Origin of the sequence: Microbacterium sp. NPDC057407, assembly GCF_042803895.1 — a bacterium.
In the GTDB taxonomy this organism is placed as follows: domain Bacteria; phylum Actinomycetota; class Actinomycetes; order Actinomycetales; family Microbacteriaceae; genus Microbacterium.
In genome coordinates, this window is the sequence record NZ_JBHVCA010000003.1 from 237796 (window position 1) to 262820 (window position 25025).

A 25025-nucleotide genomic window follows, 5' to 3' on the forward strand; every position below is an offset into this window, starting at 1 on the left:
CAGCGTGGAGCCTCTCATCCTGCTCGTGCAGGGCTGGTGGTGGGTCGCTCCGGCAGCCGCCGGCGTCGGAGCGGCGTCGTTCGCGGGCCTGACAACCGGCCGCCGCCGTGCCCGGCGGCTCGAACTCGACGCCGCCCGTCACGAGGAGAGCCAGGCGTATCGCGCCCTCGTCGCCGCGAAGGCGCAGGTGCGCACCGCCCAGGCCGACGTGCTCGCAGCCCGCTCGCAGTCAGCCTTCTCGTCGGCTCCGATGCAGGCCAGACGTGCGCTGCAGGCGGCGCGCGACGCCGAGCGCGCCGCTTCCTTCGCGCTGCGGGCGAGCCGCGCGCGAGTGAAGGCGGCCTACGCCGAATACCGCGCGCACTCCTCGAGCGACCTCCCGATCGAGCGGCTCTATGCCGCTCACGACGCGGTGAACGCCCGCTGGCTCGCGTACGAGACCGACATCGACAAGGCGCTCGCGTTCCCGCAGCTCACCGATCCGCGGCATCCGGCCACCGTCGCCTTCCTCCGCGCACAGCGTGAGGCCCAGTTCGCCCGACCCACGCCCGGTCGGCGCATCACGCCGGCGCAGTTCGTCGCCTACCGGTCGGCGGTCGCCGCGATGGACGCCGCCCTCACCGAGGCGGAGCGGCAGGCGGGGGTACCCGGCGCGGCACGGCCGCCGCAGCAGGCCGGCGTGGCTGGTGTGCTCGGGTCGGTGGCCGACGCGATCGACGCCGCGATCCCGGTCATCGAGGGACTCCGATCGGCCATCGTGCTGCCCCGCCGGTTCTCACCGAAGCCCCCGGATTCCGCGACCCGCTGAGCCCGGCAGCCCTCCCGTCGGGCGTTCGCTGGCAGGCCGCCGGGAGCCTGCCGCGTGAGGCCGCGACGCCGATACCATGGGCCTCGTGCAGCCGATTTTCGAGTTCATCGGCAACTTCTGGTGGCTCGCCTTCCCGTTCATGTTCATCGTGGGCGGTATCGGCAGCGCCTGGGAACGCGCCGCTCGACGCCGTCACAAGCGCCGCCTGGAGGTGCTGCACGCCAAGGCCGAACTGAAGGCGGCCGCTCGCGGCACGGCGCCGGTTCCGATTCAGGGCGCCGGTGCCACCCCGCCGGCGGCATCGATCCCGACCACCGGCGCACCGGCCGGCACCCCGCTCGAACGACTCTTCGCCGCGCACGATGCGGTCACCGCGCGCTGGCTCGAGTACGAGCTCGACGTGGCGAAGATCATCGCGTTCCCGGCGATGAGCGATGGCAGACAGCCGCTCACCGCGGCGTTCCTGCGCGCCAAGCGCATCGCCGACGGACTGCGCCCCGCCTCACCCAAGGCCCGCCTGTCGAAGGAACAGCTGGCCGAGTACCGCAACGCAGTGGTGGACTACGAAGTCGCCTTCGACGTCGCCGAGCGCGACGCCCGCCGCATCAAGGACTCGAGCTTCACCGAGGTCGAGCGCAAGCGCCTCGACACGGCCAAGCAGCTGCTCACCGTCGCCATCGACCAGGCTGCGACCCCGGCGGAGCGCCAGCTCGCGTATCGCCGGGTGCGGCAAGAGCTCGACGGCCTCATCTCGCTCTCGGACGAGGCGATCGAGGTGCTCGAGAACAAGGTCGCCCTCGAACTTCCGTCCACGACGACGGGACCGCGGGCGACGGATGCCTCGACCCCGGCCTCGTCATCGGGCGCCTCGGCATCTCGGCCGGTGTCCACCACCCCGCCTCCCGCCCCGAGCGGTTCGGCTTCCCCCGGCGGCGCGGCATCCCCCGCCGGTTCCGGGCCCGCCGCCCCATGGCCCGTGCCCGCACGGCCGACCGCCGATCCGGCACCGGGTCGCGTCGTGCGCCCCAAGACCCACCCCTGACACCGAGCGTCCGCGTTCGGGGCGTCGATCTCGCACGACTCGCCGTTCGTACCGCGCGTCGCGCCGGGCCGACGCCCCGAGCGCGAAGCGGCATCGGCCGGGCCTCGACGAGGGCTTGCGCCCGACGCGGTTCTGTGGTTACTTAGTCAAGTAGGTAACCGAGAAAGCGGGGCGGGATGATCGAAGAAGGACGGGCGCTGTTCCTCCAGATCGCCGAGAGCGTGGAGGACTCCATCGTCGACGGCAGCCTGCCCGAGGAGGCCCAAGCCCCCTCGACGAACGAGCTCGCCTCCTTCTATCGCATCAACCCCGCCACCGCCGCGAAGGGAGTCGCTGTGCTGGTCGACAAGGCCGTGCTGTACAAGCGCCGCGGAATCGGCATGTTCGTCGCGCCCGGCGCCCGCGAGCGCCTGCTCGCCGAGCGACGCGCCGCTTTCGCCGATCGCTATCTGGAACCACTGCTCACCGAGGCCCGCAAGCTCGGTCTCAGCGCCGAAGACGTGTCCGCGCTGATCCGCGATCGCGCGCTCGCGCCGGCCGCCCCGATGAACGAAGGAGACGCCCGATGACCCACGTGGTCGAGGTGAAGGGACTCACGAAGCGCTACCGCGAGACGACCGCGGTCGACGATGTGAGCTTCACCATTGAGAAGGACACCATCTACGGCCTCCTCGGCCGAAACGGCGCCGGCAAGACGACCGTCATGTCGATCCTCACCGCGCAGAACTTCGCGACGCGCGGGGACGTGCGGGTGTTCGGCGAGAACCCGTACGAGAACCACCGCGTGCTGTCGCGCATGTGCTTCGTCCGGGAGAGCCAGCGGTACCCCGACGACGCGCTGCCCACCCACGCGTTCAAGACGGCGCGCCTGTTCTTCCCGAACTGGAACCAGCACCTCGCCGAGCGCCTGATCGACGACTTCCAGCTGCCGCTGAAGCGCCGCATCAAGAAGCTCTCGCGCGGCCAGCTCTCGGCCGTCGGGGTCATCATCGGCCTCGCTTCCCGCGCCGAGATCACCTTCTTCGACGAGCCGTACCTCGGTCTCGACGCGGTGGCGCGGCAGATCTTCTACGACCGCCTGCTCGAGGACTACACCGAGCATCCGCGCACGGTGATCCTCTCCAGCCACCTCATCGACGAGGTCTCCAACCTCATCGAACGGGTGCTGGTCATCGACCGGGGCCGCATCATCATGGATGAAGACACCGACTCGGTGCGCGACCGCGCCGTCAACGTGGTGGGCGACACCGCCGCGGTCGATGCGTTCGTGGCGGGCCGCGAGGTCATCCATCGCGAGAGCCTCGGTCGCGTCTCGAGCGTGACCGTGCTCGGCGCACTGTCGGCGGGCGACCGCGAGCGCCTGTCATCCGCAGGGCTCGACGTGGCTCCGGTCTCGCTGCAGCAGCTCATCGTCCGCACGACCCAGCACGCCGCCGGCGCGCCGGAACACACCTCCGTCGACGAAGGAGCACTGCGATGAGCCGCACCCTGAACGTCGTTCGCATGCAGCTGATCAACAAGCAGACGTACGTCTGGGTGCCGCTCCTCGTGCTCGGGGGAGCGTTCGTCCTGACGCTGGCGGTGTACGCGATGCTGCAGAACGCGGGCATCACCGGGCCGAAGTACGGAGGCGGGGCACAGGCGCCACTGTGGTACTTCTGCGTCGTCGGCGTGCAGGCCCTCACCCTCACGTTCCCGTTCTCGCAGGCGATGAGCGTCACCCGCCGCGAGTTCTACGTCGGCACCCTGCTCACGGCGGCGCTCTCGGCCCTCGCTCTGGCGATCGTGTTCGTCGTCGGCGGGCTCATCGAGAGCGCGACCGACGGGTGGGGCATGAACGGGTACTTCTTCTCGCTCCCGTGGATCTGGGAGGGTGGCCCCGCTGCGGCCGGGGTGTTCTACTTCACCTTCGCGATGTTCGTGTTCGTCGCGGGGTTCTGGGCGGCCACGATCTACAAGCGCTTCGGTTCGGTGGTGCTCACGGCAGTCCTCGTCGGGATCGGCGCGCTGCTGGTCCTCGCGATGTTCATCGTGGGCCGGTTCGACGCGTGGGCGCAGGTCTTCACCTGGTTCGCCTCGCAGGGCGCCTTCGGCCTCTCCGCCTGGGGACTGCTGGTCGCGGCGATCCTCGCCGGCATCGCGTTCGTCACGCTTCGCCGCGCGGTTCCGTAGGGGCGGGACGATGGACGGATGCCTCGGCCGCCGCGCGCGGTCCGAGGCATCCGTCATTCGTTACCGGCACCCATTCGGGGCGCCGAACCGGCGCGACCCGCCGACGCACACGGCGCGTCATCGCAACATCGCGCCCCGAAACGAGACGCGGCGGTCCCGCCCACTCAGCGGCTGTCGGCGGCCTCGGTGTGGTGGCGGATGACCTCGGCGACGACGAAGTTGAACCACTTCTCAGCGAAGGCGGGGTCGAGGTCGGCTTCTTCGGCGAGGCGGCGCAGCCGCGCGACCTGTTGCTCCTCGCGTGCGGGGTCGGAGGCCGGCATGCCGTGCTCGGCCTTCAGCCATCCGACCTGCTTCGTGGCCTTGAAGCGCTCGGCCAGGAGGTACACCAGCGACGCGTCGATGTTGTCGATGCTGCTGCGCAGGCGCCGCAGCGTGGTCGTCGGATCCTCGGTCATGGCAACCTCCTCGGCCTCCGACGATACCCGAGGCACCGCGCCGCCCCGGCCCACGCGGCCATCGCCCGCGGCGGGTGAAATTGGGGGCCGACCTCCTGTCGCCACGGGGGCCCGGGCCTAGAGTGTCAGCCATGACCGACGCTGCCACCTCGCCCGCCGCGAGCGACGCCGAGACCCTCGCTCCTCTGGCCGCGCCCGCGACGGCGGGAACGGATGCCGCACACCAGTCCGGAGACGCCGTGCCCGACGGGGTCGCCCTGCGATCGGGCGAGGCACCGGTCTCGAAGACGTTCTGGGCCAACCTCAATCATCCGTTCAGCGTCGGCATCTTCCTGACCCTCGGCGGCCTCGTCGCGGTGCTGCTCGGCCTGGCCTTCTGGAACCTGTCGACGATCATCATCTACATCGTGTTCGCCCTGTTCGTGGCGCTGGGCCTCGATCCGGTCGTGCGCTGGTTCGAGCGGCACAACGTCAGCCGCGCGTGGGCGATCGTCATCGTCTACTCGGTGTTCGCCGTCATCTTGGCCGGAGTGGTGCTGCTGGTCGTACCGAGACTCGTGGAGCAGATCGGGCAGTTCGTGTCCGACCTCCCCGACCTGGTGACCCAGTTCCAGGCGTCGGACTTCTACGGCTGGCTCACCTCGACGTTCGGCAGCCAGTTCAGCGACATGGTGACGCAGGCGAAGACGTTCCTCTCCAACCCGGCGAACCTCGCGGCGATCGGCGGGGGCGTGCTGAACTTCGCGGTCGGCGTCGGAACGGCGATCTCGGGCCTCATCATCGTCATCGTGCTGAGCCTGTACTTCCTTGCCGGCCTCCCGACGATGAAGAAGTCGTTCATGCAGTTCGCCGCCGCGCGCAACCGCCCGAAGGCGACCGCGATGACCAACCAGATCACCGACTCGATCGGCGCCTACCTCATGGGCATGGTCGTGCTCGCCTTCTGCAACTCCGTCGTCGCGTTCCTGCTGCACCTGTTCCTGGGCCTGCCGTTCCCGGCGCTCATGGGCGTGCTGGCGTTCCTCATCACGCTCATCCCCCTGATCGGCTCGGTGCTGTACTGGATCACGGCGACGGTGATCGCCCTGTTCACCGGGTGGGTGCCCGCCCTGATCTTCGCGATCATCTACCTCATCTACATGCAGCTGGAGGCATACGTACTGACGCCCCGCGTGATGAACCGGGCCATCTCGGTGCCCGGGGCCCTCGTGGTGATCGGCGCCATGGTCGGCGGCACGCTCCTCGGGCTGCTGGGCGCGCTCGTCGCGATCCCGGTCACCGCGTCGATCCTGCTCATCATCAAGCAGGTCTTCATCCCCCGTCAGGACGCGAAGCTCTGACCCGGCGCGCCCGGATCAGCGCAGCGGCAGGAGGCAGGTCGGCGACGGCGCCGCGGTGCGGTGGCGCACACGCCCTGGCACGCCGGTGCGAAGGTCGAGCGTGAGCGACACGACCTCGTCGGACCGCTGGCCCGCGACGAGCAGGGTGTCGCGCACCACGAGGTGGTGCCGCGGCCAGTCCACACCGGCCTCGACGAGCGCGACCGGGCTCAGGCTCTCGCCCATCCCGCGCACGCGCAGCGTCGCGATGGTGTTGCTTCCGCGCACCCCTGCGTAGAGGAACTCGCCGTCCCGCGACGGCGTCAGCTCGGCGGCGGAGTCGCCCGGCAGCGCGCCGGCGAGCTGCGTGCCCCCGACGACTCGCCACCTACCGTCGGCCGAGGCGGCGAGCGCGAACACCTCGCACGACAGCTCGGTCACGACGTAGAGGTGCCCGCTGGGGTGCAGGACCATGTGCCGCGGCCCGCTCCCGCGGGGCAGCGTGACCTGCTGATGCGGGCGGAGCCCGCTCGGCGTCGACCGCCAGAAGCGCACGACGTCGAATCCGAGGTCGGTCGTCGCGACGAGCCCACCGGGAAGGAAGAGCGTCTGGTGCGCCCGGGAAGGGCGAGCGGATGCCTCGTCCCCGGCGTCGCCCGCCGGCTCGGCGTCGTGCGCGGGCACGAGGTGCGCGTACTCGTCGCCGGCCGCCTCGCGGAGGGCGCGCGCCGCGGCCGCCAGGTCGAGGTCGGCCGCCACCGGCGACCCGCCGGCGCCGCCGTCCCCGCCGTCCCCGGCGTACGGGTCGACCGCGGCGGGCGCGACCTCCGGCGCTGCCGGCCGGCCGTCGGCGGCGAGCGCCATGCGCACGACGCGTCCGTCGCCCCAGCAAGCGGCGACCAGCGAGGCGCCGTCGGGGGCGACGGCGACATGGCAGGTGGCCTCCCCGGCCGCGACCGGGTCGCCCAGTGCCACGAACGACTCTTCGCCGACGCGGCGGAACGCCTGGACGGCCCCACGCTTCTCGAGCGCGGCGTAGACGACGTCCAGCGTCGGGTGAGCCGCGACCCACGAAGGGGACTCGGCCTGCGCGACCGTGCCGGTGAAAGCGAGGGGTCCGCCGGCCGAGGCCTCGTCGACGGCGCCGGCCTGCAGCATCCCGATCCCGGCTGCGGCACCCTCCATGTCGGCGGTGTACCCGCCCAGCAGGAACCGCACGTCAGTCGATCAGGTCGTGGCGCGCGATGACGGCGTCGCGAGACGGGCCGACCCCGATGACCGAGATGCGCGTGCCGCTCATCGCCTCGAGAGCGAGCACGTACTCCTGGGCGGCGACGGGCAGGTCGTCGAAGGTGCGGGCGGACGAGATGTCTTCCTTCCAGCCCGGGAAGTACTCGAGGATCGGCCGCGCGTGGTGGAAATCGGACTGGTTGACGGGGACCTCGTCGAACCGCTCGCCGTCGACGTCGTAGGCGACGCAGACCGGGATCTGGTCGAGGCCCGTGAGGATGTCGAGCTTGGTGAGCACCAGGTCGGTGATCCCGTTGATGCGCGTCGCGTAGCGCGTGATCGGGGCGTCATACCACCCGACGCGGCGCGGGCGGCCGGTCGTGGTGCCGAACTCGAACCCCCGCGACCGCAGGAAGTCGCCGTTCTCGTCGAACAGCTCGGTCGGGAAGGGACCCGACCCGACGCGCGTGGTGTACGCCTTCACGATGCCGACGATGCGGTCGAGCCGGTTGGGGCCGACCCCGGAGCCGGTGGCGGCGCCGCCGGCGGTCGCGGACGACGACGTGACGAACGGGTAGGTGCCGTGGTCGACGTCGAGCATGGTCGCCTGGCCGCCCTCGAAGACGACGACATCGCCGGCGTCGAGCGCGTCATTGAGCAGCAGGCCGGTGTCGGCGACCATCGGTCGCAGGCGCTCGGCGTACGACAGCAGGTCTTCGACGATCTCGTCGACGGTGATGGCCCGACGATTGAAGACCTTCACCAGCAGGTGGTTCTTCTGATCGAGGGCGCCCTCGACCTTCTGGCGCAGGATGTTCTCGTCGAACAGGTCTTGCACGCGGATGCCGACGCGGTTGATCTTGTCGGCGTACGCCGGACCGATGCCGCGCCCGGTGGTGCCGATCTGGCGCTTGCCGAGGAAGCGCTCGGTGACCTTGTCGAGAGTGCGGTGGTAGTGGGTGATGAGGTGCGCGTTGGCGCTCACCCGCAGGCGGGACGTGTCGAGACCCCGCGCGTTCAGGGCCTCGAGCTCGGAGAAGAGCACCTCGAGGTCGATGACGACGCCGTTGCCGATGACCGCGTTGACGCCGGGGGACAGGATGCCGGAGGGCAGCAGGTGCAGCGCGTACTTCTCGTCGCCGATGACGACGGTGTGACCAGCGTTGTTGCCGCCGTTGAACTTGACGACCCAGTCGGTGCGGTCGCCCAGGAGATCGGTGGCCTTGCCCTTGCCCTCGTCTCCCCACTGGACTCCGACGATCACGATGCCTGGCATGGGCTACTCCCCCGTTATCGGACGGTTACACCCCATCCTATCGACGCGGTCCCGACAGCCGCCGATATGGTGACACCGTGCGCACCGCGCCGCAGGGGTGCGGTCAGAAGGGAGCGGCTCATGGGATGGGCTCGGACCTGGTCGGTGATGCGGCTCGCCATGGCCGCCCTGCTCGTCGTCGCGATCGTCGCGCAGCTCGCGGCATCCGTCTCCACCTCGCTGCAGCTGGGCCGCGACGTGCCCACGACGATCGCCAACTTCTTCAGCTTCTTCACAATCCTCTCCAACACCCTCGCCGCCATCGTGCTCGCGTGGGCGGGGATCTGGTACTTCGCGCGCGGGCGGCGCGCTCTCGTCGAACCTCCCGCGCTGGCGATGGCACTCGCATGCGTGACGACGTACATGATCATCACCGGCATCGTCTACAACACGCTCCTGCGCAGCATCGTGCTGCCGCAGGGCAGCCAGCCCATCCCGTGGTCGAACGAGCTGCTCCACCTCATCGGACCGCTCTTCCTCGCGGTCGACCTGTTCGTCGGGCCGCTGCGCCGGGCGCTCCCCTGGCGGGCGGTCTGGGGCATCATCGCCTTCCCCATCCTGTGGGTCGTCTACACGATGATCCGGGGGCCGCTCGTGGTGAACCCCGCCAACGGCGACCCGTTCTGGTACCCCTACCCGTTCCTCAACCCGAACCTCGGGGGATGGACCTCGGTCGTGCTGTACGTCATCGGGATCTCGATCGCGTTCGTCGTGGTCGCGTCGATCGTCGTGTGGTGGGGTCGGCGCGTGGGCGCGGAACGCGAGCTGGACCACGCCACCGGCGACCACCTCGAAGACGAATGGGAGCGTGCGCGCGAGACCGACGCCGACCGCACGTGAGCCGGCTCCCGGCGGCTACGGGAGCTTGCTGAGGTCGTCGACGTCGGATTCGTCCGCGTGACGCTCCTCGTTCGATGGCGCCTCCGCGCCCTCGTCGGGTGCATCGGATGCTTCCGCCTCGGCCTCGGTGACATCCGGGGCCTGGTCGGCCGAGGCATCCGTCTGCGCCTCTGAGTCTGCCGAGGCATCCGGAGCCGGTGCCGACGCCGGGCGATTCAGATCCCCGCGCCGGATGAGGTCGGGTGCCTCCCAAGAGCCGTCGAGGAACTCCGGCCGGGGCCGGTACAGCCGGATCAGGTAGTTCCAGCCCTCGGGGAGCGGGATGCTGTTCGGCGCGGTCGCCTCGCCGGGCGGTGTGAACCGCACCGTGATGGAGCCGTCCTCGTCGCGCACCCCCGTCACGCTGTTCACGCTGTAGCGGTTGTCGGCGTTCGGCTCGAAAAAGCCCTGCGCGTTGTACACCGAGATCGACCAGAAGGCGTCGACGGGGACGTCGCGCATCGTGAGGTCGTAGAACCCGACCGGCTGCTGCGGGTCGACGCCGACATACGACGCCTCGGTGATCGGAAGGCCGCCCCAGCCCGCCGCCGTGCCGATGAGGTGCCGCACGGGATCGACGTCGTCGCGGCTGCCGAACGTGCGGTCGAACCCGCGCAGGCCCGCGGCGAGCGTCAGCAGCGCGCCGCGCGTCGCGTCGAGCGAGGCGCCGTCGAAGTCGGTCCGCTCGAACGGACGACCCGCTCGCGCGTCGAGGTGGATCGCGTCCTGCAGCTCGGCCACCGCGGCGATGTCGTCGCGGTCGGACGGGTCGACGAGGGTGCGCACGGCCACCAGCACGTACTCGGCGCCGGGCGCGAGCTCGCCCAGCTCGTACGTGCCCGCGTCGTGCAGCACCGCACGGACGTAGTGGTCGGTGTCGAGCACCATCACCGACAGGTAGCGCTCGCCCGACTCGGGGACGACGAGGGTCGCACCTTCCGAGAGGTCGACGATCGCGAAGCTGTAGAGCGTGTCGCGGTTCAGGCGGATGACCGTCTGATTGTCGATGGCGGCCGGCTCGCGATTGTGCGTGAAGGTGTTCACGCCGCCCGCGTCGCGCTGGATGTCCGCGAACATGCGGTCCGTCTCCGCGCGCACGAAGTTGTCGGCGTTCACGTGGATGCTCATGGGTCTTACTCTGTACCACCGGCGATCCGGGCGCCATTCCCGGGTCGTCATGCGATCCGGGGGGCCGGATGGCGCTCAGTAGACTGGGGTCATGTCGAAGGTCCTCCAGTCCCTCCCCGTCGGCGAGCGCGTCGGCATCGCCTTCTCCGGAGGACTCGACACCTCGGTCGCCGTCGCATGGATGCGCGACAAAGGCGCGATCCCCTGCACCTACACCGGCGACCTCGGTCAGCCCGACGAAGACGACATCGCCTCGATCCCCGACCGTGCGCTCCAATACGGCGCCGAGGTGTCGCGCCTGGTGGACTGCAAGCCGGCGCTGGTCGAAGAGGGGTTCGGAGCACTCGCCTGCGGCGCGTTCCACATCCGCTCCGGCGGCCGCACCTACTTCAACACCACCCCGATCGGCCGTGCCGTCACCGGGACGCTGCTCGTTCGGGCGATGAAGGAGGACGGCGTCGACATCTGGGGCGACGGCTCGACCTACAAGGGCAACGACATCGAGCGGTTCTACCGCTACGGCCTGCTCGCCAACCCCGCCCTCCGCATCTACAAGCCGTGGCTCGACGCCGATTTCGTGACCGAACTCGGCGGCCGCAAAGAGATGAGCGAGTGGCTCGTCGAGCACGGCTTCCCGTACCGGGACTCCGCCGAGAAGGCCTACTCGACCGACGCGAACATCTGGGGCGCGACCCACGAGGCCAAGACGCTCGAGCACCTCGACGTGTCGCTCGAGACCGTCGAGCCGATCATGGGCGTGCGGTTCTGGGATCCGGCGGTCGAGATCGAGGCCGAAGACGTCAGCGTCACCTTCGACGCCGGTCGCCCGGTGGCCCTCAACGGCGTCGAGTTCGCAGACCCGGTCGCGCTGGTGTTCGAGGCGAACCGCATCGGCGGCCGTCACGGGCTCGGCATGAGCGACCAGATCGAGAACCGCATCATCGAGGCCAAGTCGCGCGGCATCTATGAGGCGCCGGGAATGGCGCTGCTGTTCACGGCGTACGAGCGCCTGGTCAACGGCATCCTGAACGAAGACACCCTCGCGACCTATCACGAGCAGGGCCGCCGACTGGGCCGGCTCATGTACGAGGGCCGCTGGCTCGAGCCGCAGTCGCTGATGTTGCGCGAGTCGATCCAGAAGTGGGTGGGCTCGACGATCACGGGCACGGTGACGCTGCGGCTGCGCCGTGGCGAGGACTACACCATCCTCGACACGACCGGACCGGGGCTGTCGTACCACCCCGAGAAGCTGTCGATGGAGCGCGTCGGCGACGCGGCGTTCGGCCCGACCGACCGCATCGGCCAGCTCACCATGCGCAACCTCGATATCGCCGACTCCCGCCTGCGACTCGAGCACTACGCGTCGGCCGGGATCATCGGCGGCGCCGCGGGCGAACTGGTCGGGCGTCTGCAGGCCGGCGATTCCGAAGGCATCACCGAGCACGCCGAAGCGTACGACGCGGCCCGCGAAGAGCTCGCCGAGGCGCTCGACGAGGCATCCGAAGGCGCCGCGTTCGACTCCGGCACGGACTGACCCGAGAGCGGGTGGTTCGCCGGGCGACCGGGCCCGGGATACGATGCCACTCGGTGCGCGCGACCCGAAAGCGCGAAACCGAGGCTCGCGGTGGTTGACACCGCGTACCGCCCTCCATCGATCTCGAAAGTCCTTCAATGCTGAAGCCCTCCCCCGCGTCTGACGCACCCGACGCCGAGGCATCGCAGCGCCGCCGTCCGCTCGGCAGAACGATCGGCATCACGGTGTACAGCGTGATCGCCGGCCTCGTCGTCATCGCGCTCATCGCGGTCGGAACCGTCGTGTTCACGATCCAGCGGTCGTTCCCGCAGCTCGACGGCGAGATCGCCGTCGCCGGGCTGACCGGCGAGGTCACGGTGCAGCGCGACGTGCTCGGCATCCCGACGATCACCGCCGACACCTCGGAGGACCTCTTCTTCGCGCAGGGGTTCGTGCACGCCCAAGACCGTTTCTGGGAGATGGACTTCCGCCGGCACGTGACCAGCGGCCGGCTCGCCGAGCTGTTCGGCGAGTCCCAGCTGCCGACCGACCGATTCCTGCGAACGCTCGGCTGGCGCGAGGTCGCGGAGCAGGAGGTCGAGGCCCTCGACGAGACCACCCTCGGCTACTACGAGGCGTATGCCGCAGGCGTGAACGCGTTCCTCGCCGAGAACACGGGGGCGGATGCCTCGTTCGAGTACGCCGTGCTCGGCCTGCAGAACAGCGAGTACGAGATCGAGCCGTGGACCCCGGCCGACTCCGTGGCGTGGCTGAAGGCGATGGCCTGGGACCTTCGGTCGAACATCGAGGAGGAGACCGAGCGCGCGGTCATCGCGTCCGACTTCTCCCCCGAGCAGATCCGCGAGCTCTACCCCGCGTACCCGTACGACCGGAACCCCGTGATCGTCCCGTCGATCTCGACACTGCCCGCGGTGGGCGCCTCGTCGGGCGGCACCGAGTCCGCCGAGACGCGGACGGCGGCGGCATCCGTCGACTGGGCGGAGGTGGACGGTGTCGTCGCCGCCGTGAGCGCGCTCGTGGGCGGCGTCGGCGAGGGCATCGGCTCGAACTCGTGGGTGGTGTCGGGCGACCTCACCGAGACGGGACGGCCGCTGCTGGCCAACGACCCCCACCTGGGCGCGTCGCTGCCCAGCGTCTGGCACCAGATCGGCTTGTCCTGCCGGGCGACAACCCCCGAGTGCCCGTTCGATGTCGCCGGCTTCGGGTTCTCGGGCGTTCCGGGCGTGATCATCGGCCACAACGACCGCATCGCGTGGGGCTTCACGAACCTCACGACCGATGTCACCGACCTCTACCTCGAGAAGATCGAGGGAGACGAGTACTGGCGCGACGGCGAACTCGTCCCGCTCGAGACGCGTACCGAGACGCTCAAGGTCGCCGGTGGAGAGGACGAGGAGCTCGTCATCCGATCCACGGTGCACGGCCCGATCATCTCGGGACTCACCGACGACTACACCGCGATCGCCGAAGACCCGTGGACGGGGTCGACGCGAGAGGTCGCGCAGCCCGAGGGCGCCCCGGACGGTGAATACGCGGTGAGCCTCCGGTGGACCGCGCTCACCCCTGCGACCACCCCTTCGGCGATCTTCACGCTCAACCGCGCGCAGAACTTCGCCGACTTCCGGGCGGCGGCGCGGCTGTTCACGGTGCCCGCCCAGAACCTCGTCTACGCCGACGTGGACGGGAACATCGGCTACCAGACCCCGGGCTCGCTCCCGATCCGCGGTGACGGCGACGGGTCGATGCCGCAGCCCGGCTGGGACTCGGCGTACGACTGGCAGGGGTTCATCCCGTTCGACGAGCTTCCCGTGGTCTACAACCCCGACGAGGGGTACATCGTCACGGCCAACAATGCGATCGTCGGCAAGGATTACCCGCACTTCCTCACTCGCGACTGGGACTACGGGTGGCGTGCCGCGCGCATCACCGACCTGCTCGAGCGCAAGGCGGTGAACGGTCCGTTGACGGCCGCCGACATGCTGGACATCCAGTCCGACGATCTGTTCTTCCTCGGTCTGCGACTGTCGGGCGCGTACGCCGAGTTCGAGACGGGCGACGAGGGGGCGGATGCCGCGCTCGACCTGCTGCGCACGTGGGACGCCCAGAACGACGCCGACTCGCCGGCGGCGGCGTACGCGAACGTGCTGTGGGAGGAGCTGGCCCAGAACCTCTTCGTCGAGGGACGCGAGCATCCGGTGCCGCTGACCGACCAGGCGCGCCTGTTCCTCGTCGTCGACGGACTGCTCGACGACCCCGAGTCGGAGTGGTGGACCAACGACGCGCTCGACGTCGACGGCCAGGAGCAGATGCTGAAGCGCTCCGCGATCGACGCCTACGAGCGACTGGTCCAGCTGCAGGGCGACAACCCCGCGCGGTGGAACTGGGGCTCGCTGCACGCGCTGCCGCTGGTCAGCGACACGTTCGGCTCGTCGGGGATCGCCCCCATCGAGTGGCTGTTCAACCGGGCCGCCGTCCCCGTCGGCGGGGGATCGTCGGTGGTCAACGCGACCGGCTGGTCGATGGGCGAGGGCTTCGAGACGGTGACGGTGCCGTCGATGCGCATGGTGATCGACCTGGCGGACTTCGACGCGTCGGGATGGAACCACCTCACCGGCACGAGCGGCCACACGTTCCACCCGAACTACTACGACCAGACCGAGACGTGGCGCAAGGCCGAGCTGACCCCGTGGGCATTCAGCCGTGCCGCGGTCGACGAGGCGACCACCAACACCCTGACTCTCACCCCCGCCTCCTAGCGTCGACGCCGCCCGCGAGGACAGGCGACGGGCGCAGGGTCAGCCGCCGGCGGCGGGGGGCGTGCGGCGCGAGTCGGCGAGTTCGTCGACGTAGAGCGCGGTCTCGTCGATCGTGCCGTTGCGGTAGGCCTGGCGGCCGACCATGTGCGCGGACAGGGGGGCGGTCGCGAGCTGGATGAGCACAATCGGCACCAGGAACGCGACGACCGGCCACGACCGCAGCGACAGTGCCACGGCGAGGCAGATCAGGATGAGGCCCAGCACCTGCGGCTTCGTCGCCGCGTGCAGGCGGGTCGGCACGTCGCGGAAGCGCAGCAGGCCGATCGCCGCGGTGAGGCACAGCACGGCGCCGATGAGGATCAGGATCAGCGCGGCCAGGTCGAGGGCGTCGTCGAGAGTCATCAGGTGTTGTCCCTCCGTGCGACGAAGCGGGCGATCGAGATCGATCCGAAGACGCCGACCGCCGCGATGATGAGCAGCACCGGCAGTGTGCGCGTGTGGTGGTTGATCGCCATCTCGGCACCCAGCACGCACATCACCTCGGTGAGGAGGACATCGGATGCCACGGCCCGGTCGAGGATCGACGGACCGATGACGATCCGCCACAGGGTCAGGAGCGCCGCGACGGCGAAGACGACGTAGATCGCGAGAAGCAGGACGTTCATCCGGCACCGCCTTCGATCGGAGCGGGGCGCCGGGTCGCGGCATCCGTCTTCACTGCCTCCACCTGCGCTCGGGAGCCCACCGCCATGACGATCCGCCTCTCCCAGTGCAGCACCGCCGCGCGCTGCGCCTCGACCCCGGCCTCGGTACGGACCCCGATGACGTGGAGATACAGGATGCGCCGGTCGCGGTCGGCGTCGACGATCAGCGAACCGGGGATGAGGGATGCCGTCACCGCCGTGTGCGTCATGATCAGGTCGTCGTCGGTGATCAGCGGCACCGCGATGATCGCCGCGCCGGGCTGGCGTCGGAGGTCGAGCACCTGCGCCGCGACGGTCAGGGAGCCGCGGACGAGAGCGATGACGAACTCCAGCACGAACAGCGCCCCGTAGAAGACGTTCACGCGACCCGACAGCTCGACCGGCGGCAGCCGGAAAACCCGAGTGACGAACACCGCGACGATGAGCCCGGTGAGGAACGCCAGCCAGGTGAGCTGCCCCCACAGCAGCATCCACAGGGCGATCAGCCATAGGAAGAAGGGCAGCTGCCGCCACAGCTGCGTGAGCAGGGTGCGCTTCACGGCGGTGCCCGGGGGAGGCGGCTCGGGAACATCGGTCACGGCGACACCTCCTCGCCCTTGAGGTCGGTGCCGACCTGCTGCTCGAGCTGCACGAGGGTCACCGGCTCGAGGAGCGCCGCGCCGATCCGCTCGCACACCGCATAGAGGGGGCCGGCGAAGACGGTGAGCGCGACGGTGACCGCCACCATGCCCGCGGTCGACGCCGTCATGATCTTGGGGATGACGCGACGCTCGGTGTCGACACCGCCCGGCGACGCGCCCAGGTACGAGATGCGGGCCTCGGTCTCGGCGGAGTCGTCCTCCTCGCGCCAGAACGAGAGGTTCCACGCGCGCATCAGGGCGTACAGCGTCAGGAGGCTGGTGACGATGCCGCCCACGATGAGGACCATCATGATGGGCGTTCCCACCTCGGCGGCCGCGTCGAAGAGGGCGAACTTGCCGATGAAGCCCGAGAACGGGGGCAGGCCGCCGAGGTTCACCGCCGGGATGAAGTACAGCACGGCGATCACCGGAGCGGCCTTCATCAGGCCCTTCACGCGCAGGATCGACGTCGACCCGGCGCGCCGCTCGACGAGCCCCACCGCGAGGAAGAGGGTCGTCTGCACCACGATGTGGTGGACCATGTAGTAGATCGTCGCGCCGATGGCCGCGGGCGTCGCGATCGCGAGCCCGAAGATCATGTAGCCGATGTGGCTGACCAGCGTGAACGACAGGATCCGCTTGAGCTCCGCCTGCGCGACCGCGCCGAGCACACCGACGATCATCGTGGCCAACGCGACGATCATCAGCAGGAAGTTCACGTCGTTGTCGAGGAACAGCTCGGTCTCGGTCCGGATGATCGCGTAGACGCCGACCTTCGTCAGCAGGCCGGCGAAGACCGCCGTCACCGGCGCCGGGGCGGTCGGGTACGAGTCGGGCAGCCAGAACGAGAGCGGGAAGACGGCCGCCTTGATGCTGAACGCGAGCAGCAGCATCAGGTGGAGCACGAGCTGCGTCTCCTGCGGCAGCTCGCCCATCCGCTCGGCGATCTGCACCATGTTGACGGTGCCGAGCGCGCCGTAGATCATCGCGATCGAGGCGAGGAACAGGATCGACGAGACCAGCGAGACCACGATGTAGACGACGCCCGTGCGGATGCGGGACTCGGTCGATCCGAGCGTGATCAGCACGTACGACGCGACGAGCAGGATCTCGAACCCGACGTAGAGATTGAACAGATCGCCCGCGATGAAGGCGTTGAAGATGCCGGCCGCCAGGATGAGGTACGACGGGTGGAAGATCGAGACCGGCGTCTCGTCGTCGCCGTCCGCCGCGCCCTGTCCCACCGAGAACAGGAGGACGGCGAGCAGGACCACGCTCGACACCACGACGAGCAGGGCCGCGAGGCGGTCGACGTAGAGCACGATGCCGAACGGGACCGGCCATCCGCCGACCGACACGGCGATGGCGCCGTCGGCGGTGTCGACGACGTACAGCAGGACGGCCGAGATCACCGAGACCACCGTGAGGGTCGTGACGGAGACGACGATCTGCACGCGCCGGTGCCGGCTCGCGATGAGGGCGATCGCAGCACCGAGGAGCGGCAGCGTCACGAGCAGCGGGACGAGCGCGGGGGCGAGCTGGTTCATGCGTCGTTCCCCTTCGGCGTGCGGTCGTCGCGGGAGTCGACCGGCGCGTCGTCTCGGAGCCGGGCGAAGTCGCGGCTGCCCAGCACGGTGATGGGGGACGTGTCGAGTCCGACGAAGTCGGTTGTGGCGTCGTCGTCCTCGTCTTCGATGCCGGTCTCCTCGTCGAGCGCGTCGTCCACCTCGGCGCTGCCCTCGCGGACGGCCCGGTCGGCCTCGTCGTCCTCGACGGTGTCGGCCTGGCCGAGCTGCCAGGAGCGATAGATGAGGGCGAGGAGGAACGCCGAGACGGCGAAGGTGATGACGATGGCGGTGAGGGTGAGCGCCTGCGGCAGCGGATCGGACATGTCGTCGGCGGAGTCCGAGGCGCCGAAGAACGGCGCGACTCCGGGGTCGCCCATCACGATGAGGAGCAGCAGGTTCGCCGCATTGCCGAGGAGCAGGAAGCCGATGAGCACGCGGGTGAGGCTGCGCTCGAGCATGGCATAGACGCCGCACGCGAAGAGCACCGCCATCACGACGATGAGGACGGTCGAGACGGTCACGAGACATCCACCCCCTCGCGCTGGCCCTCGCGGGCCTCGACCGCTTGGCGATCCACCTCGGCCCCGAGGCTTCGCAGCACGTCGAGGACGAGGCCGATCACCACCAGGTAGACGCCGACGTCGAACAGGGTCGAGGTGACGAACTCCACGTGTCCGAGCACCGGAAGCTCGGCTTCGAACCAGGCGCTCGTGAGGGGCGCGGCGCCGAAGAACAGCGGGACGATCGCGCAGGCGACGGCGATCGACATCCCGACCCCGAGCAGCCGGCCGGCGTCGGTCGGAGCCGCGGCGCCCAGTTCGTACCGCCCTCCCGCGACGTAGCGCATGACGAGGGCCATCCCGGCGACGAGGCCTCCGGCGAAACCCCCGCCGGGGAGGTTGTGGCCCGCGAACAACAGGTACAGCGAGACCACGATGATCGAGTGGAAGAGGATCCGCACCACGACCTCGAGCATGATCGCGCGGTTCTCGGGCCGCACCCGCTGACCGCCGACCAGCCAGGCCATCCGTCCGCCGGCTGCGCCACGGGGCTTCACGCCGTCGGCGGTCTCGACGAGCGGACGCCCGGTGCGCGCGGCGGCCTCGGGCAGCGGCGCGATGAACCGCGAGAGCGTGTCGGCACGGTGGGTGACGAAGACGAGGGATGCCACGCCCGTCGCCGCGAGGATCAGCACCGACAGCTCGCCCATCGTGTCCCAGCCGCGCAGATCGACCAGCGCCACGTTGACGACGTTCTTGCCATGGCCGAGCTCGTACGCGAGGTCGGGGAACCGGTCGGAGATCGGTTCCGCGGTGCGCGCAGAGGTGGCGACCAGCGCGACACCGGCCATCGTGGCTCCGACCGCCGCGGCGAGGACGGCGCGCGCGACCGGCCACACCGAGGCGTTGTGGTGTCCGAGCCGCGCGGGGATCCGGCGCAGCACGAGCGCGAAGGCGACGAGGGTCACGGTCTCGACGAGGATCTGCGTCAGCGCGAGATCCGGCGCGCCGCTGGTGGCGAACAGCAGGACCATTCCCAGCCCGGTGACCGAGACGAGGACGACGCCGGTGTACCGCTTGCGGGCGCGCACGGCGACGAGGCCGGCCGCGATCATGATCGGCGCGACGAGGAGCTGCGTCGGCGTCTGGAACGCTTCGAGCTGGGCACGCCACTCCGGACTCGCGAACAGCGCCGTCCCCTCCGCGGCGACGAACACCACGAAGATCGTGCCGACGTACACCGGAAGGGAGCCTCGCTGGGTGAGGCTCGTCGTGATGACGGACAGCCGCGCGATGCCCCGGAGCACCCCGTTGTAGACCTCGGCCGCCGTGAACGGCAGCATCCGCTTCGACCAGCCCGCGCGGGCGGTGTACCAGAAGACGGCGGCGCCGAGCGCGATGGTGCCGAGCGAGATCCACAGCGCCGGCTCGAAGCCGTGCCACAGCAGCAGGTGCGCCGGGTACTCGGCCGCGCCGGCCTGCGCCTCGTCGGCGTATCCGGCGAACGCGACGTCGAGGAGGGGCGCGGCGAAGCCGGCGACCACGGTCAATCCGGCGAGCAGCACGGGTGCGGCGAGGAATCCGATCGGAGGGTCGGGCCACTTCGTCGGCTCCAGCACGTCGCCGTCGGCGGTCTTCTTCGTCCAGAACGCGCCCCACAGGAACCGGATGCCGTAAGCCGCCGTGAGCACCGAGCCGATGACGACTCCCGCGAGGGCGACGATGCCCCACGGCTCGCCCGCTGCCGCCTCGTCGAGCAGGGCCGCGAGGGCGCCCTCCTTCGCCACGAAGCCGATGGTCGGGATGACGCCCACCATCGATGCGACGGCGATGAACGAGAACGTCGCCATGACCGGGGCCTGCCGGCCGACCCCGCTGAGCTCGGCGATGTCGCGGGTCGAGAGCTGGCGGTCGATGACGCCGACCACGAGGAACAGAGCGGACTTGAAGAGCGCGTGGCTGAGCAGCAGCGCGAGGCCGGCGAGCGCGGCGTTGCGCGTCCCGTAGCCGAGCACGACGGTCAGCATCCCCAGCTGGCTGACGGTGCCGAACGCGAGGATGCGCTTCAGGTCGGTCTCGCGGAGCGCCTGGTAGCCGGCGAGGATCATCGTGAAGGCGCCGAGCGAGATCACGATCGGCCGCCAGGTCGGCGCACCCGCGAAGACGGGCGCGAGCAGCGCGATGAGGTAGATGCCGGCCTTCACCATCGCCGCGGCGTGGAGGTAAGCGCTGACCGGAGTCGGGGCGGCCATCGCTCCGGGGAGCCAGAAGTGGAACGGGAAGATGGCCGACTTGCTCAGCGCGCCGACGAGCAGAAGCACGAGCGCGGCGTCGATCACCGGTCCCGCCGGGGCCTCGGCCAGGATCTGCGAGATGCTCGACGTGCCGGCATCCACGACGACGAGGACGACGCCGATCAGCATCACGAGCCCGCCCAGGGTCGTGACGAGCAGGGCCTGGAGCGCCGCGCGCCGACTCGCGGCGCGGCGGTTGTAGTACCCGATGAGCAGGTACGAGAGCACGCTCGTGACTTCCCAGAACATCACGAGCACGACGAGGTCGTCGGTCAGCACGAGCCCGTACATCGCGCCGGCGAACGCGAGCAGCACGGCGGAGAACTGCCCGAGTCCCTCGCTCTTGTTGCCGAAGTACCAGCGGCAGTACAGCATCACCAGCGCGCCGACCCCGGTGACGATCAGGGTCATGAGCCACGAGAGCGTGGTCATGCGCATCGAGAGCTCGATGCCGAGGGCGGGGATCCAGTCGTATGACTCGAACGGAATGTCTCCCGCCAGGACCGCGGGCGTGAGGACCGCCGCCTGGACGAAGGCGCCCAGCGGAAGGAGTGCGGCGACGTAGAAGGCGCGGGCGCCGATCCGCCCGACGAGCCACGGAAGCAGAAGAGGAACGACCGCGAACGCGCCGAGGAGGACCAGCATGGCGGCCTCCTCTTGGTCGTCGGCCGGGGGCTCACGCGCGCGGCACGGGCGATCAGGGTGTCATGGGCAGTCTACCGGCGGAGGCGTCCCTCCGGACGGCCGTGCCAGAGTGGAGCCGTGGCCGCCGTCCAACCCCGCACGCCCGCGTGGGCGCGCGAGCTGCTGGGCGTCACGACGGCGGTCGCGATCGCCGTGGCCATCGTGGCGTTCACCGCCTCCACCCCGCGAGCGGCGCTCCTCCTCGACGACGGCGACTCGCTCGTCACCACGCTCGTGATCCGGTCGATCGCCGCCGGCCAGCCGCAGGACTGGGCGATGTCGTCGGTGCTGTTCGTGCCCGAGACGTCGGTGCTCGCACTGCTGACGAGTCTCGGCCTGGGAGTCGACGGCACGTTGCTCCTCGCCGGTGTCGTGAACATGGTCGGGCTGTACGGGGCGCTGCGGGTCGCGTCCGGCGCCCGCGGTCGCGCCGGCGCTCCCGTGGCCGGAGCGCTGCTCGGGCTGGCGGCCTTCGCCGCGCTCGCGGCCACCGAGACGTCCCCAGACCGCGACGCCTTCGAGCCGGCGTCGCTCCTGCTCACCACGACCTATTACAGCGCCACGGTGATCGGCGCGGTGGTCGCGGTCGGCCTGGCGCGACGCGGGCTGGAATCCGGCCGTCGATCGCACGTGTGGCTGCTCGCGGCGGTGGCCGCGGCATCCGTCGCCACCAACCCCCTGTTCGCGGCGTGGGCGGCGGTCCCGCTGGGCGCGGTCCTCGCTCTCGTGGCGGTGCGTGCCGCGACCGCAGGGCCGGTGCGCGGCATCGCGGTGCGGCTGGGGGTCGCGCTCGTCGCCGGCTCGGTCGCCGGCTTCCTCGTTCGGATCCCGCTCGCCCCGCTCATCGCGAACTCCGGCGCGGGCTATGCCGACCCGTCGCGCGCGCTCGAGTCGCTCGGGTACTACGCCGCGCTGGCCGCGGAGCGGATGTCGCACCCGTCCGGCGCCGTCGCCGCCGTCGCCGGCGTGGGTCTGTGGGTGTGGTGCCTGACCGCCGCGGTGCGCCTCCGGAGGCGTCGGCGTCGCGGACCGGCGCTGGTGGCGACCTTCGGCTGGCTGGCGCCGCTCGTCGTCGCGATCGGCGCGGTCGTGCTGGGTACGGAGGCCACGCGCTACCTGCAGCCGATCGCGTTCGCCCCGGTTCTCGGCCTCGTCGTGGTGCCCGACCTCATGCCGCGCTCGCGCCGGTCGCGCATCGCCGTGCCGGTGCTCGCCGTCGCGTCGACGGCCGCCCTCGTCGCTGCCGCGGTGCTGGCGGGGCCGCGGCTCGTGACTTCGGCGACCACGCCCGACGCCGATCTGGACTGCGTCGTGGAGTGGACGGATGCCTCGGCCCGCACGGGCGCCGGACAGTTCTGGACGATCCGCCTGCCGAAGGCGCACGTGGCCGATCCCGGTTCGCTCGTCCAGGTGGATCACGAGCTCCGCGGCTACGCGTGGCTGGTCAACCGAGCGGACTTCGCGGTGGGCGAGGTGAGCTTCCTCGTGGTGGACGCGCAGACGGCCGCGTTCGCGCTCCCCGACGGTCGGGCGATGACGGATGCTGCGGCCGTCGTGCCGTGCGGCCGTTACACCATCGTGGACTTCGGCGACCGGCCGCTCCCGATCGGCCCGCTGCGCTCTTAGCCCTGGTGCGAGCCGGATTCGACGCGGGGCGCGGCGGTCGTATTCCCCTCGCGGAATTCGCAGGTGAAGCGGATGGACGCCGCTTCGGCCCCGTCGAGCATCGCCGCGACGGCCTGACCCGCGGCCCGGCCCTTGTCGGTCGCGGGCTGCACCAGGGTCGTGAGCTCGTAGGGCGCGAGGCCGTCGACGACGATGCCGTCGAACCCCGTGACGCTCACGTCTTCGGGCACGCGCAGCCCCGCCTCCTCCGCCGCGCGGATGACGCCGGCCGCCAGCAGATCGCTCTGCGCGATCACCGCGGTCGGGCGATCCGCCGGGTCGGCGAACAGAACGCGCCCCGCCGCGAGGCCCTCGTCGATGAAGCTGCCGGCGGCCGAGTACGCCGGCGCGTCGGGGTAGACCTCGAGCGCTCCCGCCAGGCGCTCACGCGTCACATCGACGGTGACGGCAGTGCCGTCGAGGATCCAGCCGGCCTGCCACCCGGCGCGGGCGGGCAGCGCGACGATCGCCACGCGGCGATGCCCGAGGGCTCGCAGGTGGCTGGCCGCCTGACGCTGCGCTTCGCGGTTGTCGAGCACGATGCGGGGGACGTCGTCACCGGCGTCCCCCTCGATGACGACGACGGGGATGCCGCGGGCCCGGACCGCGTCGAGAGATTCGCGCAGGTGGCCGCTGCAGCCGATCAGCACGGCGGCGTCGAGCGGTGCCGTCATCAGCGAGGCTCCGGTGCCGTCGTCGTTGGGGTCGTGGTCGCGCAGCAGCAGCAGGCCGGCGCCGAGCGGCGCGACGGCGTCGGACAGGCCGTCCATCATGAGCGTCTTGACCGGGTCGAGGAACGCCGTGCCGAGATGCTCCTCGAAGACGACCCCGACGATGCCCGACCGGCCCCGGCGGAGCGAGGCGGCCCGCGGATCGGGTCCGGTGTACCCGAGCGCGGATGCCGCGTCGAGCACGCGACGGCGCGTGGCGTCGGACACCGGGGTCTTGCCGCTGAACACGACGGATGCCGTCGACGGCGAGACCCCTGCCTCGCGGGCGACGTCCGAGATGGTGGCGCGGCGCATGCTCATTCCAGCGTCGATCGTACCCACCTTCGCCGCCGGCGTCGAATCGATTCGACACGACCGGGCGCCGTGCTCTACCGTTGTCGGGTGGATACGCCTCTCACCCGCTCCCAGCTCGTCAATTGGCGCACCGCGGTCTTCACGATCTTCTTCGTCACCGGCCTCGGCTTCGCGTCGTGGGCCTCGCGCCTTCCCGCGGTGAAGCGGGATCTCGGCATCGACGACCAGCAGATCGGCATCCTCCTCTTCCTGTCCGGCGCCGCGGCGATCGTCGGTCTCTCCATCGCCAACTTCCTCGTCGTGCGATGGGGGGCCCGGCGCGGCATGCTCGCGACGATCGTCACCTTCTCGCTCGGCGTCGTGGTGGTCGGCCTCGGCGTGCAGTTCCTCGGGTCCTATGCGGTCACCGCGGTCGGCCTCGCGCTGATGGGCATCGGGATGAGCGCGACCGACGTCATGATGAACGTCGAGGCCGCTGCCGTGGAGCAGGCCTTCGAGCGCACGCTGATGCCGCTCTTCCACGCGTTCTTCAGCCTGGGCACCGTCGCCGGCGCGGGACTGGGCGTGCTCATGGCCACCTGGGACATCGGTGTGGCCTGGCATCTCTGGGTCGTCGGTGTGCTCGTGCTCCTCGCCGGTCTCGTCGCGCTGCGCGCGGTTCCGGTGCGTGAGGTCGTGCTCGACGATCCCGCGACCACGACGAGCCGTCGCGATCGGCTGGTCGAGCAGCTCGCGGTCTGGCGCGACCCGCGCACGTACGCGATCGGCGCGATCATGCTCGGCATGGCGTTCGCCGAGGGCAGCGCCAACGACTGGCTCGCGATCGCCATGGTCGACGGGCACGGCGAGACCGAGGCCGTCGGCGCGATCGCCCTCACCGTGTTCTCGGTGTCGATGACGGTCTTCCGCGTGCTGGGCGGGCCGATCGTCGACCGGATCGGCCGCGTGTGGACGCTCCGCATCCTCGCGATCGCGGCCGGCGTCGGGCTCGTGCTGTTCATCGTCGCGCCCAACCTGCCGGTCGCCTTCGTCGGCATCGCCCTGTGGGGCGCCGGTGCGTCGCTCGGCTTCCCGCTGGGCATGTCGGCCGCCGCCGACGATCCGGCCAAGGCCGCGGCATCCGTCTCCGCCGCCGCCACGATCGGATACCTCGCGTTCCTGTGCGGGCCGCCCGTGCTGGGCTGGATCAGCCACCAGATCGGCATCCTGCCGACGCTGTGGATCATCGTCGGCCTCATCGCGCTGTCGGGGCTGGCCTCGGGCGCCGCGAAGCCGATCGCCGGCTCGAAGGTCGGCGCCGGCCACGCGCACGGCTGACCCGGCG

Annotated in this window: 22 protein-coding genes; 11 read left to right on the forward strand and 11 right to left on the reverse strand. The window is 70.5% G+C overall.

The window, feature by feature from the left end:
• Nucleotides 1-4: 4 nt before the first annotated feature.
• The 5 genes from ACFUTX_RS09840 (at nucleotide 5) to ACFUTX_RS09860 (ending at nucleotide 4022) form a co-directional block, all read left to right on the forward strand.
• Nucleotides 5-808: a hypothetical protein gene (locus tag ACFUTX_RS09840; RefSeq protein ID WP_378863501.1), complete on the forward strand. Its 804-nt coding sequence runs from the start codon at nucleotides 5-7 to the stop codon at nucleotides 806-808.
• Between the two features lie 85 nt (nucleotides 809-893).
• Entirely contained in the window at nucleotides 894-1850 is a 957-nt protein-coding gene (locus ACFUTX_RS09845) for a hypothetical protein (RefSeq protein ID WP_378863504.1), read from the forward strand.
• Between the two features lie 176 nt (nucleotides 1851-2026).
• A complete protein-coding gene (locus ACFUTX_RS09850) occupies nucleotides 2027-2419 on the forward strand; it encodes a GntR family transcriptional regulator (RefSeq protein ID WP_378863507.1) in 393 nt (130 codons plus the stop codon).
• Nucleotides 2416-3330 (forward strand): ABC transporter ATP-binding protein, encoded by a 915-nt coding sequence (locus ACFUTX_RS09855; protein ID WP_378863510.1) that lies wholly within the window; start codon nucleotides 2416-2418, stop codon nucleotides 3328-3330. Before ACFUTX_RS09850 ends, ACFUTX_RS09855 begins: the two co-directional genes overlap by 4 nt.
• Entirely contained in the window at nucleotides 3327-4022 is a 696-nt protein-coding gene (locus ACFUTX_RS09860) for a hypothetical protein (protein WP_378863513.1), read from the forward strand. The genes ACFUTX_RS09855 and ACFUTX_RS09860 overlap by 4 nt, the downstream gene beginning before the upstream one ends.
• Before the next feature lie 164 nt (nucleotides 4023-4186).
• Here ACFUTX_RS09860 and ACFUTX_RS09865 read toward each other — a convergent pair whose 3' ends face one another.
• Nucleotides 4187-4480 carry a chorismate mutase gene (locus tag ACFUTX_RS09865; protein WP_378863515.1) on the reverse strand — a complete coding sequence of 98 codons (294 nt, stop codon included), beginning with the start codon at nucleotides 4478-4480 and terminating at the stop codon, nucleotides 4187-4189.
• A 131-nt stretch (nucleotides 4481-4611) separates the two neighbouring features.
• Here ACFUTX_RS09865 and ACFUTX_RS09870 point away from each other — a divergent pair, with 131 nt between their 5' ends.
• Entirely contained in the window at nucleotides 4612-5820 is a 1209-nt protein-coding gene (locus ACFUTX_RS09870; protein WP_378863518.1) for an AI-2E family transporter, read from the forward strand.
• A 15-nt stretch (nucleotides 5821-5835) separates the two neighbouring features.
• On the opposite strand, the gene ACFUTX_RS09875 is transcribed toward ACFUTX_RS09870, so the two are convergent.
• Nucleotides 5836-7017 carry a lactonase family protein gene (locus ACFUTX_RS09875; protein ID WP_378863521.1) on the reverse strand — a complete coding sequence of 394 codons (1182 nt, stop codon included), beginning with the start codon at nucleotides 7015-7017 and terminating at the stop codon, nucleotides 5836-5838.
• A gap of 1 nt (nucleotide 7018) precedes the next feature.
• Nucleotides 7019-8305 (reverse strand): adenylosuccinate synthase, encoded by a 1287-nt coding sequence (locus tag ACFUTX_RS09880; protein WP_378863524.1) that lies wholly within the window; start codon nucleotides 8303-8305, stop codon nucleotides 7019-7021.
• A 120-nt stretch (nucleotides 8306-8425) separates the two neighbouring features.
• Between ACFUTX_RS09880 and ACFUTX_RS09885 the strand changes: the two genes are divergently transcribed.
• Nucleotides 8426-9184 (forward strand): Pr6Pr family membrane protein, encoded by a 759-nt coding sequence (locus tag ACFUTX_RS09885; RefSeq protein ID WP_378863527.1) that lies wholly within the window; start codon nucleotides 8426-8428, stop codon nucleotides 9182-9184.
• 15 nt (nucleotides 9185-9199) lie between these two features.
• On the opposite strand, the gene ACFUTX_RS09890 is transcribed toward ACFUTX_RS09885, so the two are convergent.
• On the reverse strand, nucleotides 9200-10351 hold the full coding sequence (locus tag ACFUTX_RS09890) for a DUF1214 domain-containing protein (protein WP_378863530.1): 1152 nt from the start codon (nucleotides 10349-10351) through the stop codon (nucleotides 9200-9202).
• A 91-nt stretch (nucleotides 10352-10442) separates the two neighbouring features.
• On the opposite strand from ACFUTX_RS09890, the gene argG reads away from it, so the two are divergent.
• Nucleotides 10443-11885, forward strand: coding sequence for an argininosuccinate synthase (gene argG / locus ACFUTX_RS09895; protein ID WP_378863533.1), 1443 nt, complete (start codon nucleotides 10443-10445; stop codon nucleotides 11883-11885).
• 137 nt (nucleotides 11886-12022) lie between these two features.
• The gene (locus ACFUTX_RS09900) at nucleotides 12023-14641 is read left to right on the forward strand and encodes a penicillin acylase family protein (protein WP_378863536.1); all 2619 of its coding nucleotides are present in this window, start codon (nucleotides 12023-12025) and stop codon (nucleotides 14639-14641) included.
• Between the two features lie 39 nt (nucleotides 14642-14680).
• Here ACFUTX_RS09900 and mnhG read toward each other — a convergent pair whose 3' ends face one another.
• The 6 genes from mnhG to ACFUTX_RS09930 are packed head-to-tail and all read right to left on the reverse strand — an operon-like array spanning nucleotide 14681 to nucleotide 20972.
• Nucleotides 14681-15043 carry a monovalent cation/H(+) antiporter subunit G gene (gene mnhG, locus ACFUTX_RS09905; protein ID WP_378863539.1) on the reverse strand — a complete coding sequence of 121 codons (363 nt, stop codon included), beginning with the start codon at nucleotides 15041-15043 and terminating at the stop codon, nucleotides 14681-14683.
• Nucleotides 15043-15306: a monovalent cation/H+ antiporter complex subunit F gene (locus ACFUTX_RS09910; RefSeq protein WP_378863542.1), complete on the reverse strand. Its 264-nt coding sequence runs from the start codon at nucleotides 15304-15306 to the stop codon at nucleotides 15043-15045. The genes mnhG and ACFUTX_RS09910 overlap by 1 nt, the downstream gene beginning before the upstream one ends.
• Nucleotides 15303-15884, reverse strand: coding sequence for a Na+/H+ antiporter subunit E (locus ACFUTX_RS09915; RefSeq protein ID WP_378864630.1), 582 nt, complete (start codon nucleotides 15882-15884; stop codon nucleotides 15303-15305). Before ACFUTX_RS09915 ends, ACFUTX_RS09910 begins: the two co-directional genes overlap by 4 nt.
• 35 nt (nucleotides 15885-15919) lie before the next feature.
• The gene (locus tag ACFUTX_RS09920; protein WP_378863544.1) at nucleotides 15920-17512 is read right to left on the reverse strand and encodes a Na+/H+ antiporter subunit D; all 1593 of its coding nucleotides are present in this window, start codon (nucleotides 17510-17512) and stop codon (nucleotides 15920-15922) included.
• Entirely contained in the window at nucleotides 17509-18054 is a 546-nt protein-coding gene (locus ACFUTX_RS09925) for a Na(+)/H(+) antiporter subunit C (RefSeq protein ID WP_378863546.1), read from the reverse strand. The genes ACFUTX_RS09920 and ACFUTX_RS09925 overlap by 4 nt, the downstream gene beginning before the upstream one ends.
• Nucleotides 18051-20972 carry a Na+/H+ antiporter subunit A gene (locus ACFUTX_RS09930; protein ID WP_378863548.1) on the reverse strand — a complete coding sequence of 974 codons (2922 nt, stop codon included), beginning with the start codon at nucleotides 20970-20972 and terminating at the stop codon, nucleotides 18051-18053. The genes ACFUTX_RS09925 and ACFUTX_RS09930 overlap by 4 nt, the downstream gene beginning before the upstream one ends.
• A 117-nt stretch (nucleotides 20973-21089) precedes the next feature.
• Here ACFUTX_RS09930 and ACFUTX_RS09935 point away from each other — a divergent pair, with 117 nt between their 5' ends.
• Nucleotides 21090-22637 (forward strand): hypothetical protein, encoded by a 1548-nt coding sequence (locus tag ACFUTX_RS09935; RefSeq protein ID WP_378863550.1) that lies wholly within the window; start codon nucleotides 21090-21092, stop codon nucleotides 22635-22637.
• Here the strand turns inward: ACFUTX_RS09935 and ACFUTX_RS09940 are convergent.
• Entirely contained in the window at nucleotides 22634-23707 is a 1074-nt protein-coding gene (locus ACFUTX_RS09940; RefSeq protein ID WP_378863553.1) for a LacI family DNA-binding transcriptional regulator, read from the reverse strand. The genes ACFUTX_RS09935 and ACFUTX_RS09940 overlap by 4 nt on opposite strands.
• A gap of 81 nt (nucleotides 23708-23788) precedes the next feature.
• Between ACFUTX_RS09940 and ACFUTX_RS09945 the strand changes: the two genes are divergently transcribed.
• A complete protein-coding gene (locus ACFUTX_RS09945; protein WP_378863556.1) occupies nucleotides 23789-25018 on the forward strand; it encodes an MFS transporter in 1230 nt (409 codons plus the stop codon).
• The last annotated feature ends 7 nt before the right edge of the window (nucleotides 25019-25025 follow it).

Excerpts from the sequence above, each read along its gene's own strand:
- ACFUTX_RS09865 (WP_378863515.1), bottom strand. The coding sequence starts at position 4,480 with ATGACCGAGGATCCGACGACCACGCTGCGGCGCCTGCGCAGCAGCATC.
- mnhG (WP_378863539.1), bottom strand. The coding sequence starts at position 15,043 with ATGACTCTCGACGACGCCCTCGACCTGGCCGCGCTGATCCTGATCCTC.
- ACFUTX_RS09890 (WP_378863530.1), bottom strand. The coding sequence starts at position 10,351 with ATGAGCATCCACGTGAACGCCGACAACTTCGTGCGCGCGGAGACGGAC.
- argG (WP_378863533.1), top strand. The coding sequence starts at position 10,443 with ATGTCGAAGGTCCTCCAGTCCCTCCCCGTCGGCGAGCGCGTCGGCATC.
- ACFUTX_RS09850 (WP_378863507.1), top strand. The coding sequence starts at position 2,027 with ATGATCGAAGAAGGACGGGCGCTGTTCCTCCAGATCGCCGAGAGCGTG.
- ACFUTX_RS09870 (WP_378863518.1), top strand. The coding sequence starts at position 4,612 with ATGACCGACGCTGCCACCTCGCCCGCCGCGAGCGACGCCGAGACCCTC.
- ACFUTX_RS09860 (WP_378863513.1), top strand. The coding sequence starts at position 3,327 with ATGAGCCGCACCCTGAACGTCGTTCGCATGCAGCTGATCAACAAGCAG.
- ACFUTX_RS09920 (WP_378863544.1), bottom strand. The coding sequence starts at position 17,512 with ATGAACCAGCTCGCCCCCGCGCTCGTCCCGCTGCTCGTGACGCTGCCG.
- ACFUTX_RS09940 (WP_378863553.1), bottom strand. The coding sequence starts at position 23,707 with ATGAGCATGCGCCGCGCCACCATCTCGGACGTCGCCCGCGAGGCAGGG.
- ACFUTX_RS09880 (WP_378863524.1), bottom strand. The coding sequence starts at position 8,305 with ATGCCAGGCATCGTGATCGTCGGAGTCCAGTGGGGAGACGAGGGCAAG.
- ACFUTX_RS09885 (WP_378863527.1), top strand. The coding sequence starts at position 8,426 with ATGGGATGGGCTCGGACCTGGTCGGTGATGCGGCTCGCCATGGCCGCC.
- ACFUTX_RS09900 (WP_378863536.1), top strand. The coding sequence starts at position 12,023 with ATGCTGAAGCCCTCCCCCGCGTCTGACGCACCCGACGCCGAGGCATCG.
- ACFUTX_RS09930 (WP_378863548.1), bottom strand. The coding sequence starts at position 20,972 with ATGCTGGTCCTCCTCGGCGCGTTCGCGGTCGTTCCTCTTCTGCTTCCG.
- ACFUTX_RS09855 (WP_378863510.1), top strand. The coding sequence starts at position 2,416 with ATGACCCACGTGGTCGAGGTGAAGGGACTCACGAAGCGCTACCGCGAG.
- ACFUTX_RS09910 (WP_378863542.1), bottom strand. The coding sequence starts at position 15,306 with ATGAACGTCCTGCTTCTCGCGATCTACGTCGTCTTCGCCGTCGCGGCG.